Annotated in this window: 13 protein-coding genes and 1 riboswitch; all 13 genes read left to right on the plus strand. The window is 68.8% G+C overall.

Going from position 1 to position 18,563, the window contains the following annotated elements; all coding sequences use genetic code 11:
• The first annotated feature begins 188 nt into the window (after positions 1-188).
• Complete coding sequence (locus EVU97_RS01755) at positions 189-3,032, plus strand: McrB family protein (RefSeq protein WP_129662994.1); 2,844 nt, start codon at positions 189-191, stop codon at positions 3,030-3,032.
• Positions 3,029-4,351: an McrC family protein gene (locus tag EVU97_RS01760; RefSeq protein ID WP_129662996.1), complete on the plus strand. Its 1,323-nt coding sequence runs from the start codon at positions 3,029-3,031 to the stop codon at positions 4,349-4,351. Before EVU97_RS01755 ends, EVU97_RS01760 begins: the two co-directional genes overlap by 4 nt.
• A gap of 23 nt (positions 4,352-4,374) precedes the next feature.
• On the plus strand, positions 4,375-5,628 hold the full coding sequence (locus EVU97_RS01765; protein WP_129662998.1) for a DUF445 domain-containing protein: 1,254 nt from the start codon (positions 4,375-4,377) through the stop codon (positions 5,626-5,628).
• Positions 5,629-5,660: 32 nt separating this feature from the next.
• Positions 5,661-6,845 (plus strand): DUF4185 domain-containing protein, encoded by a 1,185-nt coding sequence (locus EVU97_RS01770; RefSeq protein WP_165357835.1) that lies wholly within the window; start codon positions 5,661-5,663, stop codon positions 6,843-6,845.
• A gap of 75 nt (positions 6,846-6,920) precedes the next feature.
• A complete protein-coding gene (gene hrpA, locus EVU97_RS01775) occupies positions 6,921-10,775 on the plus strand; it encodes an ATP-dependent RNA helicase HrpA (protein ID WP_129663002.1) in 3,855 nt (1,284 codons plus the stop codon).
• A gap of 19 nt (positions 10,776-10,794) precedes the next feature.
• A complete protein-coding gene (locus EVU97_RS01780) occupies positions 10,795-11,232 on the plus strand; it encodes an HIT family protein (protein ID WP_047311423.1) in 438 nt (145 codons plus the stop codon).
• Between the two features lie 94 nt (positions 11,233-11,326).
• Positions 11,327-12,328 (plus strand): PAC2 family protein, encoded by a 1,002-nt coding sequence (locus EVU97_RS01785; protein ID WP_129663004.1) that lies wholly within the window; start codon positions 11,327-11,329, stop codon positions 12,326-12,328.
• Positions 12,329-12,387: 59 nt separating this feature from the next.
• Positions 12,388-13,080 carry an EcsC family protein gene (locus tag EVU97_RS01790; RefSeq protein ID WP_129663006.1) on the plus strand — a complete coding sequence of 231 codons (693 nt, stop codon included), beginning with the start codon at positions 12,388-12,390 and terminating at the stop codon, positions 13,078-13,080.
• Positions 13,081-13,182: 102 nt separating this feature from the next.
• Complete coding sequence (locus tag EVU97_RS01795) at positions 13,183-13,566, plus strand: YkvA family protein (protein WP_047311425.1); 384 nt, start codon at positions 13,183-13,185, stop codon at positions 13,564-13,566.
• 71 nt (positions 13,567-13,637) lie between these two features.
• Entirely contained in the window at positions 13,638-14,624 is a 987-nt protein-coding gene (locus tag EVU97_RS01800) for a DUF4192 family protein (RefSeq protein ID WP_129663007.1), read from the plus strand.
• A gap of 113 nt (positions 14,625-14,737) precedes the next feature.
• A riboswitch (SAM riboswitch) is annotated at positions 14,738-14,847 on the plus strand.
• 36 nt (positions 14,848-14,883) lie between these two features.
• Positions 14,884-16,062, plus strand: coding sequence for a homoserine O-acetyltransferase (locus EVU97_RS01805; RefSeq protein WP_052946945.1), 1,179 nt, complete (start codon positions 14,884-14,886; stop codon positions 16,060-16,062).
• A gap of 65 nt (positions 16,063-16,127) precedes the next feature.
• Positions 16,128-16,484, plus strand: coding sequence for a universal stress protein (locus tag EVU97_RS01810; RefSeq protein ID WP_047311427.1), 357 nt, complete (start codon positions 16,128-16,130; stop codon positions 16,482-16,484).
• A 258-nt stretch (positions 16,485-16,742) separates the two neighbouring features.
• Positions 16,743-18,410, plus strand: coding sequence for an RNA polymerase sigma factor (locus tag EVU97_RS01815; protein ID WP_129663238.1), 1,668 nt, complete (start codon positions 16,743-16,745; stop codon positions 18,408-18,410).
• Positions 18,411-18,563 lie beyond the last annotated feature (153 nt).

Below are 18,563 nucleotides of genomic sequence, written 5' to 3' on the forward strand. Positions count from 1 at the left end.
AGCCTGACGAGGCGCCCCGGGCCTTCCGCCGTGCGGCGAAGCGCCCGGGGAACGCCCGAGGACCGGAGGAGTCGGACGGGCGTTCCATGTCGTGCTGCGACGTAGGATGGATTCCGCTGCCTCGGTGACGAGACCTCACCTCGAGGCCGCGTACGAAGCCTTCACGACGAACGGACGACAGGTAGCCGATGGACGTGCACGCGCCGCAGCCTGACGCAGCGGAAGCCGCTCAGCGTCGGCTCGACCTCGCCCGGTGGGCGAGCACGTTCGACCTCATGCGAGCTCGGGCCGAAGCGGATCCGGTGTTCGTCGGGTCCTGGCACCAGCTCGACGCCCTCGCTCCCGTGCGGTGCGGCGAGGCGCGTGAGTTCATCGCCGACATGATGCGCTCGCCGAACGTCGACCTCTTCACGTCCCGTCTGGAGGAGTGGGCCGCTCGTCCCGGCCCGTACTCGGCTGCCGTGTCGCTGGCACGGCACTGGCTGCCGCGCGTCGTTGCCCATTGTGAGGGCCGACGCAGTGAACTCGAGGCGGCACTTGCCTGGGCGCTGCACACGCCCACGTCCTACGACGAAGCCACGGCCGCGATCCGTCTCGTCGAGGAGACCGTGGGGGGAGCAGGCCCGGACCTTTCACGCATTCCGTCGGTGCTGTCGCTCATGTGGGCCACGGACACGGAGGCCGACTGGCCGATCCTGTGGCCGGGTGGATCGGACACGTTCCAGACCCTGGGATGGATGGGGCGTCATCTCACCCACGCGGAGCGCTACGTCGCGTTCGTCGACCTCGCACGTGCCTTCGCGCCCGGGCAGTCGCACATCGCCCAGCGTGTCGTCAGCCACCTCGGTGACGACCCCTCGTTCGTCGGCTTCGGCGAGGCACTGCCCGCCCTCACGGAGGAAGCCGCTCGCCTGCACGCCACGTACACCCCCGGTGTCGGCTACGCCGCCGCCGAGGACGAGGCACGCGCTGCCTCCCTTGCGCTGCAGCTGCGTGGTCACGCCGCTCTCGTCGCGCGCACCCTGCACAAGGCGCTCGAGCGTGTCACCGGCGTCGACCTCGCGGAGACGAGCCTGCAGACTCGTACCGACACGACGGCACGCGCCGCGTACCGCTGTGACTCGCACACGACGTGGCTGCTGCCTGCGAGCAGCGGTGGCGCACCCGGCATCCGGGTCTGGCTCACGCGCTCCGGCATCGCCGTCGGTCTGGTCTCCGGGTGGGAGGGCGCCTCGAGCTCCGCGCGTCACGAAGCGCTCGGCACGCGCCTCGACGGTGCCCTACCCGAAGGCCTCGAGTTCATTCATGTGGCGCCCACCTCGTCGTCGGACCGTCTGCGTCCGACGGGCGACACCTACGAGGGCGGCGACGTCTTCGTGGGGCGCTGGTTCCCGCATCCCGAAGGAGTGGGACGCATCGACTTCGGCGACGAGATCGAGGAGACGGTTCGCCGTCTCATGCCGCTCGTCGACATCATGCGTGGCGCCGACACACGCGGCGCCGGCGTCGACGAGGAACTCGCCGTCGCCCTGCGCACGTTCCTCGCCGAGCGTCCGTACCCGGCCGAGCGCGACCAGTGGCACATCGAACGACGCCGTGAGTTCGCCGCGTCGTTGGAGCCCGAGGCGCTCGCGGCGTTCGACCTCGCGACGTTCCGGCGCATCGTCGCCGGGGGAGCATACGGCCCCACCGGCACGCACTCGGTCCTCGACGCCCGCCTCGCCGCGCTCGATGCGCAGGGCCTGGAGAACCTCTCGCGCACCCTGACGCACCTGCTGTGGGGCGAAGGCGACGACGCCGACCGCATCGACGCGGCCCTCGCGCCCACGAACTCCGACGACGTGGCACTCGACGAGTCCGTCGTCATGAAGCTTCTCGCCATCGCGCACCCGCACCGCTACCTGCCCGTCTACGCGATGGCCGGACGCGATGGCAAGGTGGCCATGGCGCAGGCCCTCGACGTGTCGCTGCCGCGCCGCCGTGAGCTCTCGCGCGGACGCCTGCACGTCCTCGCGGGCGATCGCCTGCGTGCCAAGCTCGAGCCCCTCCTGCCCGCCGATCCGTGGGGTCAGGCCCAGTTCGCCCACTGGCTGCTGCGCACCGGTGAGTCGAGCATCGACCCCGAGCGCGACCTGCTCGCCGAGGCCGCCGACGACCTGCTCGTCGACGAGGAGTTCGTCCGCGAGATCGACGGCCTGCTCAAGGACAAGAAGCAGGTCATCTTCTACGGCCCGCCCGGTACCGGCAAGACGTTCATGGCTCAGCGCTTCGCCGCCGCGCTCCAGCCGGACCCCGCCAAGCGCGCCATCGTCCAGTTCCACCCCTCGACCTCCTACGAGGACTTCTTCGAGGGCTATCGCCCGCGCCTCGACGCCGGCGGCGCGATGGTCTACGAACTGCGCAAGGGCCCGCTGGCGCTGCTCGCCGAGGCGGCCGAGGCCGACCCGACGACGCCGCACGTCATGATCATCGACGAGATCAACCGCGCCAACCTGCCGCGCGTCTTCGGTGAACTGCTCTTCCTGCTCGAGTACCGCTCCCACTCGGTCATGACGAGCTACCGCCCCGACGAAGGCTTCCAGCTGCCGACGAACCTGTACTTCATCGGCACGATGAACACGGCCGACCGGTCCATCGCGCTCGTCGACGCGGCGCTGCGTCGTCGCTTCCACTTCCTGCCGTTCATGCCGCACGAGGGTCCGATGGAGGGACTGCTCGCGCGCTGGCTCGCCAAGAACGACGGCCCCGTGTGGGTGGCCGGTCTCGTCGACCGCGTGAACGACGAACTGCGTCAGATCCTGCGCGGCCCGCACCTGCAGATCGGTCACAGCCATTTCATGTCGACCGATCTCGACGACGAGAAGCTGCGCCGTGTGTGGCAGTACGGCATCTACCCGTTCATCGAGGACCAGCTCTACGGCCGCGAGGATGTGCTCGCCACGTTCTCGTGGGACGCCGTCGAGGCGCGCCACGGCGAAGCCGCTCGTGCGGAGGCCGCTTCCGACAGCGCCACGGCGCGCGACGGCGGATGACCGAGGCGGTGGCCGGCGAACAGGTGCAGACGGTCGTCGTCGGTGAGCATGCCCGCTCCGCACCGGTCCGCCTGAGCGCCGAAGGACGCAGCGCCCTCTTCGCCGTCGCCGACGACAAGGTCAAGGTGCTCGCCACCGCCGACCCGCAGACCGTCGTCCTCGAGACGACGTCATGGGTCGGATCGATCAGCGTGCCGGGCCTGCAGATCCGTATTACTCCGGCCGCGCCGATGCACTCGCTCTTCGCGATGCTGGCCGGCCTCGGCGACGAGGTCGCCTGGGGGCAGGGCACGAGCGGTTTCGCGAGTGACGAACTGCTCGACGGGTCAGCGCTCGCGGTCCTGCGGGCCATCGAAGCGGCCACCCGTCGCGGCCTTCTGCACGGTTACCAGTCGCGTCAGGAACCACTCGCCACGATCCGTGGGCGCCTGCTCGTCGAGGAGATCGCCCGACGTCCGTGGACCGCTGCGCAGCCCGAGTGCCGCTACGACGACTTCACGGCCGACATCGAGGAGAACCGCGTCCTCGCCGCCGCGGTGCGCGTCATCCTCACGGGTCACGGCTTGTCGCCGTCCACTCGGCGTCGAGCCGTTGAACTGCTCGCCCGCTTCGAGGGCGTCGGCTCGCCGTCCGCCGCCGAGCGCGCAACCGACATCGTCATCACGCGACTCAACGAGCACTTCGAACAGGCGCTCGACCTCGCGCGTCTCGCGCTCGACGGTTTCGCCATCCGGCACGAGGAGGGCGTACAGCAGGCGCACGCGTTCCTGCTCGACGTCGAGTACGTCTTCCTGCGCTTCGTGGCCGGTGAGCTGCGCTCGCGTCTGTGGCCCGGGCTGCGTGTCGAACAGACCGAACAGCTCGACCCGGGGGAGTCGAGTGGGGTGCAGGCCAACGCCGACGTTCTCGTCAGTGGCCCGCGCGGTCCGGTGCTCGTGTTGGGCACCTGCTACCACCTCGGCACGCCGGACGCCGTCACCTCCGACGTGACGGCCCGCGCCCTGAAGCGCAGCGCAATGCCGCCATCGTTCGGCGCCACGACCGGCACCCGATCCCGCGGAGCGGCCGCTTCGGCGATGACGGCCATCGCGAACGACGCCGCCACGTTCTTCCCCGTCGTTGTCCAGGCCTCGTCCCTCGGTCTCGCGAACGCCCTCGTCGTCTACGCCCACGCGGCGCGCCGTCCGGCCTCACGCATCCGGATGCCCGGCACCGGAACCGACGTCCACGCGCGCCACATCGACCTCGAACAGACCTGGCCCGAGATCCAGCAACAGCTCGATTCCCTTGCCGATACCGTGAGGCGTCTCGCCGCCTGACGCACGCTCGCTATTCTGTCGGGGTGTCGACGAGCCTCGCCCTTCCCGAATCCGACGAACAGCGCCGAGCCGCCCTGCGCCGCATGCGCTTCGTGGCCACGGGCCTGCTGTCGTTCGCGGCGCTCGTCTTCGTCCTGACGCACGGCCGAGACGGCGTGTGGGGCTATGTCAACGCCGCCTCCGAGGCCGCGATGGTGGGTGCCGTCGCCGACTGGTTCGCCGTGACGGCGTTGTTCCGCCACCCGCTCGGCCTCAAGGTGCCGCACACCGCCATCATCCCAACGCGCAAGGACCAGCTCGGCAAGAGCCTCGAGGAGTTCGTCGGCTCGAACTTCCTCACGCCCGAGCTCGTCACCGAACGTATCGGCCAGGCCGAGATCCCGCGCCGGCTCGGGGAGTGGATCGAGCGTCCCGGCAACGCCGAGCGCGTCGTCGCCGACGCAGCCCCGGCCCTGTGCCGCGCCGTCGAGACCCTCGACGACGACGAGGTGCGTCACTTCCTCGACACCGTCCTCCTGCCGCGTCTGCGCCGCGAACCCATCGGTGAACTGGCCGGCCACCTACTCGAGGGCATCGTCGCGGACGGCACCCACCACGGTTTCGTCGACGTGTGCGTCACCGAGATGCACGTGTGGGTGAGCGAGAACAAGGAAGCCGTCTCCCGCATCGTCGGCGCCAAGGCCCCCTGGTGGTCACCGCAGTGGCTCGACGACGCCGTCGTCGATCGCATCCACCTCGAGATCGTCAAGTGGCTCGCCGAGGTGCGCGACACCCCGAACCACAACATGCGCAAGGCCATCGACGCCTTCCTCGCCCGCGCCGCCCACGACCTGCAGCACGACGAGCGCACGCAGGAGCAGGCGGAGAACATCAAGGAGCGTTTCCTCGACCACCCGAGCGTCGCCGACTCGGCGATCGCCCTGTGGGGGTCGGTACGCCGCATGCTCACTGACGCGCTCCTCGACGAGCAGGGTGCCCTGCGTGAGCGGATGGTCGAACACCTGCGCGCCCTCGGCGTCCGCCTCCAGCACGACGAGGCATTGCGCGCCAGCGTCGAGCGACGCCTCGAGTCGGGCGCGGCCACCTTCGTCACGAGCTACGGCCACGAGATCACGACCCTCATCTCCTCGACGGTCGAGCGCTGGGACGCCCAGGACGCGTCGGATCGCATCGAGACGTTCGTCGGGCGCGACCTGCAGTTCATCCGCATCAACGGCACCGTCGTCGGTGGCCTCGTCGGCCTCTTCATCCACGCCGTCTCGCAGCTGCTTCCCTGACGATGACGCCGCGCCGGAGCAGGCCAACACGAGTGCGACGTCGCCGTGTCGCACTCGTGGGGGCCACCGGCCTCACGCTCGCCTTCGGTGGCTGTACGCTCAGCGTCCCCGATTCCACCGATCGCATCGGGTCGCGACCCTTTCTCGACAGGGCCGACAAGGCGCTCGCGGCCGCACCGAACGCGCTCGTGCGCAGCGAGTGCAGCGCCGAGAAACGTGCAGTCACGCGGGCGTCGGCCGCCGAGCGGGGAAGCGACATGGCCTCGTTGTCGCTCGCGACCTGGCGCAGCGGCGACGTCGGAGTGACGACCCCGCTCAGCGATGGACGGGTGCTCTGGATCTTCGGCGACACCACACGGGCGAAGGGCACGAACCCACGTGTGGTCGCCAACAGCATGCTCGTCGGGACGGGGCGGTGCTTCGACGAGGTGCGCGCTCCGGGAAACGGCCCGGTCATCGGCGGATTCGAGGGACGCCGTGTGTGCTGGCCCAACAGCGCCATGACGGTGCCGATGCGCGGTGCCGACATCGTCCTCGTCGGGTGCTCCCGGATCGAACCGGGAAAGGAGGGCCTCTTCGACTTCTCCTACCGCGGCATGACGATGGCCGTCTACGCCGTCGAGCGTGGCGGCGCGCCGCAGCCCGTCACCCGTTTCGACGTGACGCCCGACAACGCCGATGCCGAGCAGATCAACTGGGGTTCGGCGCTCGTCGGCGACGAGGGCTGGGTCTACGTCTACGGCAGCCAGCAGCCCAAGGGCAGCACCGGAAAGGGCGCGTACGTGGCGCGAACCCGACTCGCGCAGCTGTCCGACGGCCCGGAGTGGCAGTTCTGGAACGGCCGCACGTTCGTCACCGACGCGGGGGCTGCCCGTCCGTTCCTTCTCGCGCACGAGGGTGTCTCACAGACCTTCTCCGTCGTGCGCCGAGGCGAGCGCTTCATGCTCGTGTCGAAGCAGGGCGGTGAGTTCGGGCAGAACATCGGGGTGTGGAGCGCGCCCACACCGTCGGGTCCCTGGCGGGGCGAACGGGCAGTGGCCGAGCCGTACTCCCAAGGTGACGGCGTCGTCGCCTACCAGCCGCTCGCGCATCCGGAACTCGCGACGCCGAGTGGAGACCTCCTCGTCACGCTCTCGCGCAACACCGAGTCGTTCGCCGACCTCCTGGCCGACCCGCGCAAGGGACGCCCCAAGTTCCTCGAGGTACCGGCGCACTGAGCGGTGCTCTGACGGTTCTCCCGCAGGGTTGACCACCGAAATCGCCTTGCCGAGCCGTGAGAGACTGGAAGGACTGTGACCAGTTCAGTGAATCCGTCCCCGTCCGCCGTATCCGAGGCTCCCGCACCTGACACGCAGGAGAGCGCCCCGTTCGTCCTCAACTACCCGGCGCACCTGCCCGTCGCCGAGGCTCGTGAGGAGATCATCGAGGCGATCCGAGACCACCAGGTCGTCGTCGTCGCGGGTGAGACCGGATCGGGCAAGACAACCCAGTTGCCGAAGTTCTGCCTGGAACTCGGCCGCGGCCTCGGCGGCGCCATCGGGCACACGCAGCCACGACGCATCGCTGCCCGTTCGGTGGCGGAACGTCTCGCCGAGGAACTCGCGGTCGAGCTCGGTGACGTCGTCGGGTACCAGGTGCGCTTCGTCGACGAGTCGTCGAAGAAGACGCGTGTGCGCGTCATGACCGACGGCATCCTCCTGTCGCAGATGCAGCGCGACCGCGACCTGCGTCAGTACGACACCCTCATCATCGACGAGGCGCACGAGCGCAGCCTCAACATCGACTTCATCCTGGGCTACCTCAAGCAGCTGCTTCCGCGCCGGCCCGACCTCAAGGTCATCATCACGTCGGCGACGATCGACCCGGAGCGCTTCGCGGAGCACTTCGCGAGCGACAAGGGCCCGGCGCCCATCATCGAGGTCTCCGGGCGGACGTATCCGGTGGAGATGCGCTACCGCCCGCTCGTGCGCGAGATTGCGCCGTCGTCACCCAAGGACGAGCCCAGGGTCGAGGACATCGACCAGGTCACCGGCATCGTCGAGGCCGCCCAGGAGCTCTGGCGTTCCGGCAGTGGCGACGGTTCGAGCCAGGACATCCTCGTCTTCTGCTCCGGTGAACGCGAGATCCGCGACGCAGCCGACGCCTTGCGCGGCGCCGACTGGGGTCGCGCCCGGTACGACGTCGAGATCGTTCCGCTCTACGCCCGACTCTCCGCGGCCGAGCAGCACAAGGTGTTCGCGCCGCACAACGGCCGACGCATCGTCCTCGCGACGAACGTCGCCGAGACATCCCTGACGGTGCCGGGCATCCGCTACGTCATCGACACCGGCACGGCTCGCATCTCGCGCTACAGCCAACGCACGAAGGTCCAGCGGTTGCCCATCGAGCCGATCTCGCAGGCGTCGGCCCGGCAGCGCGCCGGACGCTGCGGACGTGTGGCCGACGGCATCTGCATCCGCCTCTACTCGGAGGAGGACTTCGAGTCGCGTCCGGAGTTCACCGACCCGGAGATCCTGCGCACCAACCTCGCGAGCGTCATCCTGCAGATGACGTCGCTCGGACTCGGCGACATCGCGCGCTTCCCCTTCGTCGATGCGCCCGACGCCCGTCAGATCAAGGACGGCCTAGCGCTCCTCGAGGAGCTGCACGCGCTCGACACGAAGGCGAGCGGGCAGCGCAAGAAGCTCACACCGACGGGCCGCACCCTCGCGCGCCTGCCCGTCGACCCGCGCATGGGGCGGATGCTCGTCGCCGCCGCGGCCAACGGGTCGCTGCGCGAGGTGCTCATCATCGTTGCTGCCATGTCGATCCAGGATCCGCGGGAGCGACCGGCCGACGCGCAGGCCCAGGCCGACCAGCAGCACGCCCGGTTCAAGCACGAATCGAGCGACTTCCTCGGCTACCTCAACCTGTGGAACTACGTGCGTGAGCAGCAGCGGGAGCTCTCCTCGAGCGCCTTCCGCCGCCTCGCCAAGCGCGAGTACCTGCACTATCTGCGCCTTCGGGAGTGGCAGGACCTGCACGCGCAGCTCAAGGCGGCGTGCAAGCAGGCGAAGCTGTTCATGAGTGACAACGCCGCGAGCGAGAACGCCATCCACGAAGCGCTGCTCACGGGACTGCTCAGTCACGTTGGTGTGCGTGATCGGGAGAAGCGTGAGTACCTCGGTGCCCGCAACGCGCGCTTCGCCATCCAGCCCGGATCGACGCTCTTCCGCCGCCAGCCCGACTGGGTCATGGCGGGCGAACTCGTGGAGACCACCCGGATGTGGGCGCGCACCAACGCCGTCGTCGACCCGCTGTGGGTCGAGAAAGCCGGCGCGCATCTCGTCAAGCGTTCGCACGCGGAGCCGCACTGGAAGCGCAAGCGGGCGTCCGCCGTCGCGCTCGAACGCGTCACGCTCTACGGCGTCCCGCTCGTCGTCGGGCGCCGGGTGGCGCTCGGACCGCTCGAACCCGAGACGGCCCGGGACCTGTTCATCCGTCACGCTCTCGTCGAGGGTGACTGGGATGCGCAGCACGCGTTCCTCAAGGACAACGCCCGCCTCATGGCCCGCATGGCCGACCTCGAAGCGCGCGCTCGCCGCCGCGATCTCGTCGTCGACGACGACACGCTCTTCGACTTCTACGACGAGCGCCTGCCCGCATCCATCGTCTCGGGTGCGCACTTCGACAGGTGGTGGAAGGAGAAGCGGCGCACCGAGCCCGAGCTCCTCACCTTCACCGAGGACTTCCTCGTCGCCGACGACGCGGAGGCCGTGGATGAGACGGCCTACCCGAAGTCGTGGCGCCAGGGGAAGCTCAAGCTGAGGTTGACGTACCAGTTCGAGCCGGGCGCGGACGCCGACGGGTTGACCGTTCACATCCCACTGCCGGTGCTCAACCAGGTCAGTGACGAGGGCTTCGACTGGCTCGTGCCCGGTATGCGTGAGGAACTCGCCACCGCCCTTGTGAAGTCGCTGCCGAAGAACGTGCGCCGCAACTTCGTGCCCGCGCCGGATCATGCGCGCCGGGCGCTCGCACTCATGGACGCGGGTGGCGCGGCGGGCGAGCGTCCGTTCACCGACGAGCTCGCCGACGCCCTGTTCGACCTCGCCAAAGTGCGTGTGCCCGAGGGGAGTTGGGACACCGACCGCCTGCCCGATCACCTCAAGGTCACCTTCAGGGTGGAGGACGCTCGGGGCAAACGACTGCGTGAGGGCAAGCACCTCGCCGAGCTTCAGGACGCGCTCGCGGGGCGTCTGCGTCAGTCGATGTCCAAGGCCGCCGGCGACCTCGAGAAAAAAGGCCTCACCGCCTGGACCCTCGACGACCTGCCGTCCACCTTCACGAAGACCACGGGGCGCCAGCGCATCACCGGCTACCCGGCCCTCGTCGATCACGGCGAGAGCGTGGCCGTCGAGGTGCTCGGAACGCGCTCCGAAGCGACGCAGGCGAGCCGCCTCGGCACGCGTCGACTTCTGCTGCTCAACACCCAGGTGCCGTGGAAACGGATCCTCGGTCTGATGTCGAACCGCCAGAAGCTGGCCCTGGGCAACAACCCGCACGGTTCGATGACGGCCCTCATGGACGACGTGCTCGCCGCGGCGGTCGACTCCGTCGTCGCGGGGATGCCGAACCACGAGGTGCGCACGCCCGAACAATTCGAGGAGGCGCTGCGCACGGTCCGTCAGCAGGTGGCACCGCTCGTTCTCGAGGCGTCGGAGAAGCTCGCCCCGGTGCTCGAGCACGCGCACGAGGTGGAGCTCGCGCTGGGCAAACTCACGTCGCCGGCTGCCAAGGCGTTGCACGACGACGTCGCAGCCCACCTCGTCGCGCTCATCCATCCGGGTTTCGTCGCGCAGACCGGCATGGCTCGCTTGCCGCGCCTCGACGTCTACGTCCGCGCGCTGCTCGAGCGTGTGACGAAGGGCGTCACCGACACCGCGCGGGACGCCGACCGAGCCGATCAGCTCGCCACCGTGCGCGCCGAGTACGAGGACATGCTCGCGGCGCTGCGCCCCGAACGCCGCACCGACGCCGACGTCGTCGACATCCGCTGGATGATCGAGGAACTCGCCGTGAGCCTGTTCGCGCAGCGTCTCGGCACGGCTCATCCTGTCTCGCCCCAGCGCATCTACAAGGCGATGGACGCTGCCGAAGCGCTCTGATCTCCTCTAGGTTGGAGATATGGCGAGCATCTTCACGCAGATCATCGACGGCAACATCCCCGGTCACTTCGTCTGGCAGGACGAGACGTGCGTGGCCTTTCTCGTGATCGACCCGATCACCGACGGGCATACCGTCGTCGTGCCCCGCGAGGAGATCGAGGAGTGGACGGCCGCGGACCCGCAGGTGCTCTCGCACCTGATGGACGTGGCGCAGAAGATCGGGCAGGCACAGCAGGAGGCCTGGTCGGCCAAGCGCATCGGCCTGCTCGCGGAGGGCTACGAGGTGGCCCACCTGCACCTGCATGTGTGGCCGACGCAGTCGCCTGCGGACTTCGACCCGCACGACGTCGTTCACGGCCAGGACCAGCAGATCCTCGCAGCCAACGCGCAGAAGCTGCGCGAGAGCCTGCGCAGCGCCGGTCACGGCGAGCACGTCGTGGACGCGGCCGCGAACTGAGCGTCCCGCGAGTCGGTTGTTCGCCCGCACGCTGCGGGAATCTTCCGTGTGACGGGGACGTTGCACCAGGCACATCGAATCGAAGGAGAGGCCAGTGCTCGACCCGGCTCAGCTGTTTCGTCTGGAGACGGACACGACCTCGCACGACCTGCGTGCGAGCACGATGGTCGTCGCCCTCGGCGGCTTCATCGATGCGGGCTTCGCTCAGAAGCTCATGTCCCAGCACATCCTCGGCACCCTCGAGCACACGGTCGTCGCGTCGTTCGACCTCGACCAGCTGCTCGACTACCGCGGCCGTCGTCCGGTCATGACGTTCGACCGCGACCGCTTCAGCGAGTACGACGACCCGTCGCTCGTGCTCTACCGCGTCATCGACGCCGAGGGCACGCCGTTCCTCCTGCTCACCGGCCCTGAGCCCGACTACCAGTGGGAGCGCGTCGCCGAGGCCACGCGCATGCTCGCCTCGATGTTCGGCGTCAGTCTCATGGTGAGCGCGCACGGCATCCCGATGGCGGTGCCGCACACGCGTCCCATCGGCTTCACGCGCTACGCCTCGAACCAGCGCTACCTCACCGAGAACGAGCCGCTGTTCGGCAACGTCCAGATCCCGGCCAGCGCCGAGGGGCTGCTCCACATTCGTCTCGCCGAGGCCGGCATCGACACGGCCGGATTCGCCGTCCACGTGCCGCACTACCTCGTGCAGGTCGAGTACGGCGACGCCGCCATCGCGGCTCTCGAGTGCGTCACCGGGCTCACCGGTCTCGCGATTCCGGCGCAGGAGCTGGCCGCCATCGCCGGGTTGCACCGGGCCGACATCGCCAAGCAGGTCGGGGAGAACGACGAGGTCACCGAGGTGGTCTCCGGCCTCGAGCAGCAGTACGACACGTTCACCGAGGGCCGCCGGCGCCGGTCGTTGCTCGCGGCCGAGATGAACGAACTGCCCAGCGCCGACGAGATCGGCGAGGAACTCGAGCAGTTCCTGCGTTCGGGCAGAGACGAGAACGAGGACACGCCCGGCGGCGAACGTGGCGCCGCCCACCACGCCGACGACTCGGACGACTCCGACGGTTCGCCGAATCGCCCCCAGGCCGACTGACGAGGCCCGCGTTCGCGGTACCGGTTGCCCAGTCATCGGTGCGCTGCAAGGATCAGCCCATGTTCGGATTCGGTAAAGACAAAGACGACAAGCAAATTGAGCCGGCTCAGGGCTCGAACGGCACCTTCGATCGCGCCGCCAACTCCCTGGCCCAGCACCTCATCTCCACCGGCATCGACGGCGTCGCCACCTTCGACTCCGCGGCGAAGGTGGCCGACGAGGCGTTGAAGAAGAACGGTTCACGCGAAGCCGCGGTCGACGCCATCGTGCGTTCACACACGAAGCTCGCGGGTGCGAACGGGTTCGTCACCAACCTCGGTGGCTTCATCACGATGCCCGTGGCCCTGCCCGCCAACATCGTCGGCTTCTACACCGTTGCCACGCGCATGGTGGCCTCCATCGCGCACCTGTACGGCCACAACCTGCGCGACGAGTCGGTCCGTTCGGCCATCCTGCTCGACCTCATTGGCGCCGATGCCACGCAGGTTCTCAAGGGCATGGGTGCGTTCAGCGGCGGTGTCGCGACGAATGTTGCGACCCGTCGTCTGCCCCCGGCGGCGCTCGCGGTCGTCAACAAGTCCGTCGCGTTCCGCCTGGGCACGCAGGTCGGGCGCAAGTTCCTCTCGCGCATCCCGCGCGTCATCCCGGTTGCGGGTGGCTTCATCGGTGCGGGGCTCGACGTCATGCTCCTGCGCAAGATCGCCGACGCGGCGCGCAAGGACTTCATCGCGGCCGTGCCGCCCACGGCCTGACGCTCCGCCGATCGTGACGACGCCCGCGCCCGCGGAATGCACCGCGTGGCGTCGGCGTTGTCGCTTTGTTCACCTGAACGCTCGTCAACCGGAGGCACTTCGATGGCACGTCCCACCTCGCTCGGTCGCCGCGTCACCCGACTCGCCGGCCTGAAATCCCTCGCTGCTGCAGTGACGGCGGCGTCCGCCGCCGGAGGTCCCTCGCTCACGACCCGCCTCAGCGCACTTCCGCGCCTGGCTCGCGCTGTGCGCTCCGGTTCGTACCGGGGCGTGAGCACCGCGCAGCTCGCGCTGCTCACGGCTGCTGCGGCCTACGTCGCCTCGCCGGTCGATCTGCTGCCCGAGGCGCTCCTGGGAGTCGTGGGTCTTGCGGACGACGCCGCCGTCCTCACGTGGCTGGCGAGCTCGCTCGTGCACGTCACCGACGACTTCCTCGACTGGGAGAAGCGCACAGGTGTGACGCTGGCGGGGGAGCGCGTGCGCTGAGGACGCCCTTGTCCACAGGCGCCAGCGCCTCGCACTGGTCGTGAGAAGTGTGGTCATGGCTTCGTGAAGCCATGACCACACTTCATCTCTCGGGCATGGGCCCGCTGCTCGCCCTCATGCCGTACGAGTTCGGCTTCGCTCCGACGGCGTCCCTCGTCGTCACGTTCATGGACGGCGGGCGAGTTTCGGGGGCTGCCCGCTTCGACGAAGCCGTCGTCACCCCGGAGCACGTTCACCACGTGCGCGATCGCGTCGTCGAGGCGTCGAATCGTCTCGGCACGAGTGGCGTCGTCGTCACGGCCTACCAGTGCAGTCCCGGCGTCGATCTCGACCTGGTCACGCGGGCTCTCGCACCGGCCGTCGAGGTGGAGCACGCCCTCGTCGTGGCCCCTGACGTCTGGTGGGCAACGACGTGCACCAAAGGCTGTTGTGACGGTGCACTGGCCCCAGTGCCGACTGCCGCCGATGTGCCCTCCCTCGCATCGGCCCTCGAGGGACGCCTCGAACCGGCGTCATCGCGTGACGAAGCCGTGGCCGCCCTCCACGCGGTTTCGCCACTGGCCCAACGGGCCGTCGCCGACCTGCTCGTCGGGCTACCGGGCGAGACCGGCCGGGTGCGCGCGGCCTGGCGTGAGGTGGCCTCAGGCTCCGGGCACCCCCACAGCACTCGCGAGCGTGAGGCTCTGGCACTCGTCGTCGACGCCATGCCCGATCCACTCCTGCGCGACGAGATGGTGTGGAGCGTCGTGCCCGAACTGGCCGCGGGAGCCCGTACCACGCGGCAGTGCTGGTCCGAGCCGGTGAGTTCGCAGCGCCTGTTGGAGATCCTCGTCGCCGTGCCCGAGCCGGCGCGAGCCCATTGGCTGTGTCTCGTGGCACTCGCGCGCTGGCGGGAAGGGGAGCGGCCCAGCGCTGTGCTCGCCGCCGCCGAGGCCCAGGAACGGGGCGCGCGCCTACCTCTCGTCGACCTCGTCGTGAGGATGACCTCCTCCGGCATGGCGTACGAGGACTTCCTGCGGCCGGCGAGGCCGAATCGTGCGGCGCGGCGCCGTCGCTGACGTCGTGGCGACGAGGCGAGAGAGTGCGGGCAGCCACCGGGCCGGCGCTTCACATCGTGGACATCAGCAGGGGCCTTCCTGGCGCATTCGCTGCACTCGCCCTAGTCTCAAAGCGTCAAGAGTCTCAGTCACACAAGCCCCGGCTGACTGAGCGGCAACCCTCCACCGCGGTGGGGTGCCCCGGGTGACGACAGGGCCGTGAACGCTGCGGCAAGCGCGGACTCGCCAGTCGCTTCGGCGAGTCCTTCGAGGAGGACACATGGCGAGCTCTCATTCAGCGCACGTCGCACCGGCCGCTACGCGTCCTGTGCAGGCGCCGAGTGGGTTCAACGCGCAGGCACGAGCCGTCGCTCTGGGAGACGTCGTTCTCGAAAGTGGCCGCACGCTGCCGGATGTCGTCATGACCTACGAGTGCTGGGGCGAGTTGAACGACGACGCGTCGAACGTCGTCCTCGTCGAGCACGCGCTCACGGGTGATTCGCACGTCGTCGGCGATACTGGCGACGGGCAGCCCACCCCGGGTTGGTGGCCAGGAATCATCGGCCCCGGCGCAGCACTGGACACCGACGAGTACTTCGTCGTCGCCATCAACGTTCTCGGTGGATGCCGTGGCAGTACCGGCCCCATCTCGCTCGCTCCGGACGGCGAGCCCTGGGGCGGACGTTTCCCGCAGGTGACCGTCCGAGACCAGGTCCGCGCCGAGGCGGCGTGCCTCGAAGCGCTCGGTGTGCGACGTCTGCACGCCGTCATCGGAGGCTCCTTCGGGGGGATGCGCACGGCCGAGTGGGTCGCGGGGTTCCCGGACCGCGTCGAGCGGGCATTGGTCGTGGCGAGCAGTGGCTGCGCGACCGCGGACCAGATTGCCTGGGGTCACACCCAGGTCGTCGCCATCACGTCCGACCCGGAATTCCGCGACGGCGACTACCTGCGTCACGGCACGTTTCCCACGAACGGCCTCGCCTTGGCCCGCCAGATCGCTCACGCCTCGTATCGCAGCGCAAGCGAGTTCGAGGCACGGTTCGGCGCCGAGCCCCAGCCAGGTGAGGACCCGCTCGAGGGCGGTCGCTTCAGCGTCGAGGGCTACCTCGACCACCACGGGGCCAAACTCGCGCGACGCTTCGACCCGCTGGCCTACGTGCGCCTGACGCAGGCCATGGCGACCCACGACATCGGGCGAGGACGCGGCGGGCTCGACGCGGTGCTGGAGGCGTACGAAGGAGAACTCCTCGTGGCCGCAGTCGACTCCGATCGACTCTTTCCCGTGAGCGCATCGACGCGGATGGTGCGCGCCTACGGTCGCGGACGACTGCGCATGATCCACTCGCCCTACGGCCACGACGGATTCCTCATCGAGGCCGACCAGATCGCGTCGCTCGTGCATGAACTCGTCCAGCGACCGTTGCGCGGAACACCGCGGCTCGTGCGCGGCGTCGCATGAGTGGCCCACCGCAGGGGCCTCGGGTAGCGTGACGGCAGATTCCGAATTTCGCGAGTGAGGTCGCCATGTCCGTCATCGTCAGTTTCGCGCCCGGCCCCGAGGGCGAAGCCGCCCTCGCCGAGGCAGCTCGCCAGTCGAAGGATCTGGGTCGCCCGCTCATCGTGGTGTGCACGGTGCCCTCGGACGAGGCTCGCACCGCGGCCCGCAAGGCGGCCGAGGAGTACACCGGCGCACAGGTCGTCGATGTGCAGGACGGCGCCGACGCCGTGGAATCCATCCTCGAGGAGATTTCCCGAGTGCAGCCCGCCCTGCTCGTCATCGGGCTGCGCAGGCGCACCCCTGTCGGCAAGTTGATCCTGGGCACGAGTGCTCAGCGCTTGTTGCTCGACGCCCCGTGCCCCGTGCTCGCCGTCAAGCCCTGAGGCTCCCGAACGGCCTTCAGTTGCTGAGATGGCGGCCGATCCGGGGCAGGGAATGAACGTCAATCGAAGCTCGTTGAACCCCGTGATTCTGCGGTTTCGTCCGTCGAGTTTTATAATGGGTGAAGAAGCGGTCACCACCCGGAGCGCCAAGCGCGGGGTTTCGTGATCGCACTCCTCGTTCCGGTGTCGCTTCGATCGTCGCTGCCCTGCGGCCGACGACGGCGACGCATTACTTTCGGAAGGTAGTTGGTGACGACAGTGTCGAAGACCACGCAGCCCCCCGCACTTCCCGCGGATGTCGACCACCCGGCTCTGGCAGCTCTGTTCGAATCGGGTCGTGAGACGGGCTCGGTGGACAGCGTCGCATTGAAGGACGCGATCGAAGAGGCACAGGTGTCGTCCGCCAAGCAGAAGTCCGTGTTGAAGGCGCTGGCCGCCGAGAACATCGAGGTCGTCCTCGACCAGGCCCACGCCGAGCAGGCCGTGGCCACCACAGCCGGACGTCGTAAGACGGCCGCGAAGAAGACGACGGCCAAGAAGGCCACCGCGAAGTCCGCTGCGGCCAAGACCACTGCGGCCAAGAAGACCACCGCCAAGAAGGCGACGGCGAAGACCGCGACCGCGAAGGTTGCGGCTGTCGAGGAGTCGAGCGAGGCGGACGAGACCGCCAACGAGGCTCCCGCCAAGAAGACGACGGCCAAGAAGGCTGCCGCGAAGAAGACCACGGCTAAGAAGGCTGCCGCCAAGACGGCCACGGCCAAGACCGCGACGGCTAAGACCGCAACGGCGAAGAAGGCTGCTGCAAAGAAGGCGACTAAGGCCGCCGACGAGCCCGAGGTCGACGAGGTCGAGCCGGTCGACATCGCGGCCGAAACCGGTGACGATGTCGAGACGCCCGAGCAGGCCTCCGACAGCAAGGCCGGCGACACCTCCGAGCCGGAGGACGAGAAGGGCGGCTTCGTCCTGCGTCAGGGCGACGAGGACGACGCTCCTGCTCAGCAGGTCGTCACGGCAGGCGCCACGGCAGACCCGGTCAAGGACTACCTCAAGCAGATCGGTAAGGTCGCGCTGCTCAACGCCGAGCAGGAGGTCGAGCTCGCCAAGCGCATCGAGGCCGGCCTGTTCGCGGAGCAGAAGCTCGACTCCGGCGACAAGATCGACATGAAGCTCAAGCGTGAGCTGTGGTGGATCGCCTCGGACGGCAAGAACGCCAAGAACCACCTCCTCGAGGCCAACCTGCGTCTCGTCGTGTCGCTCGCCAAGCGCTACACCGGTCGCGGAATGCTCTTCCTCGACCTCATCCAGGAAGGCAACCTGGGCCTCATCCGTGCGGTCGAGAAGTTCGACTACACCAAGGGCTACAAGTTCTCGACCTACGCGACGTGGTGGATTCGTCAGGCCATCACCCGCGCCATGGCCGACCAGGCGCGCACCATCCGCATCCCGGTGCACATGGTCGAGGTCATCAACAAGCTGGCCCGCGTCCAGCGCCAGATGCTCCAGGACCTGGGCCGCGAGCCCACCCCGGACGAGCTGGCCAAGGAACTCGACATGACCCCCGAGAAGGTCGTGGAGGTCCAGAAGTACGGTCGCGAGCCGATCTCCCTGCACACCCCGCTCGGCGAGGACGGCGACAGCGAGTTCGGTGACCTCATCGAGGACTCCGAGGCCGTCGTCCCGGCCGACGCCGTGAGCTTCACGCTGCTGCAGGAGCAGCTGCACTCGGTGCTCGACACGCTGAGCGAGCGCGAAGCGGGCGTCGTCTCGATGCGCTTCGGTCTCACCGACGGTCAGCCGAAGACGCTCGACGAGATCGGCAAGGTCTACGGCGTGACGCGCGAGCGTATCCGTCAGATCGAGAGCAAGACGATGAGCAAGCTGCGTCACCCGTCGCGCTCGCAGGTTCTGCGCGACTACCTCGACTGAGTAGCGGCGTTCACCGCCGAAGGGCGCATCCCATGGGGGATGCGCCCTTCGGCGTGTGCACGTCGTCGGAACCCTTCACGCCGAAGGATGGTGGGTTTGGCTGAAGGTGGCAGGGATATCGGTCGCATCTTCGGCCAAACCCAGCACCAGCGT

The sequence above is a fragment of the Dermacoccus sp. 147Ba genome, assembly GCF_004151355.1.
GTDB classification, from domain to species: Bacteria; Actinomycetota; Actinomycetes; order Actinomycetales; family Dermatophilaceae; genus Dermacoccus; species Dermacoccus abyssi.

Bases quoted from the DNA above. Each gene is read 5' to 3' on its own strand.
- EVU97_RS01755 (WP_129662994.1), top strand. From the start codon at position 189: ATGGACGTGCACGCGCCGCAGCCTGACGCAGCGGAAGCCGCTCAGCGT.
- EVU97_RS01760 (WP_129662996.1), top strand. From the start codon at position 3,029: ATGACCGAGGCGGTGGCCGGCGAACAGGTGCAGACGGTCGTCGTCGGT.
- EVU97_RS01780 (WP_047311423.1), top strand. From the start codon at position 10,795: ATGGCGAGCATCTTCACGCAGATCATCGACGGCAACATCCCCGGTCAC.
- EVU97_RS01790 (WP_129663006.1), top strand. From the start codon at position 12,388: ATGTTCGGATTCGGTAAAGACAAAGACGACAAGCAAATTGAGCCGGCT.
- EVU97_RS01795 (WP_047311425.1), top strand. From the start codon at position 13,183: ATGGCACGTCCCACCTCGCTCGGTCGCCGCGTCACCCGACTCGCCGGC.
- EVU97_RS01800 (WP_129663007.1), top strand. From the start codon at position 13,638: ATGACCACACTTCATCTCTCGGGCATGGGCCCGCTGCTCGCCCTCATG.
- EVU97_RS01805 (WP_052946945.1), top strand. From the start codon at position 14,884: ATGGCGAGCTCTCATTCAGCGCACGTCGCACCGGCCGCTACGCGTCCT.
- EVU97_RS01810 (WP_047311427.1), top strand. From the start codon at position 16,128: ATGTCCGTCATCGTCAGTTTCGCGCCCGGCCCCGAGGGCGAAGCCGCC.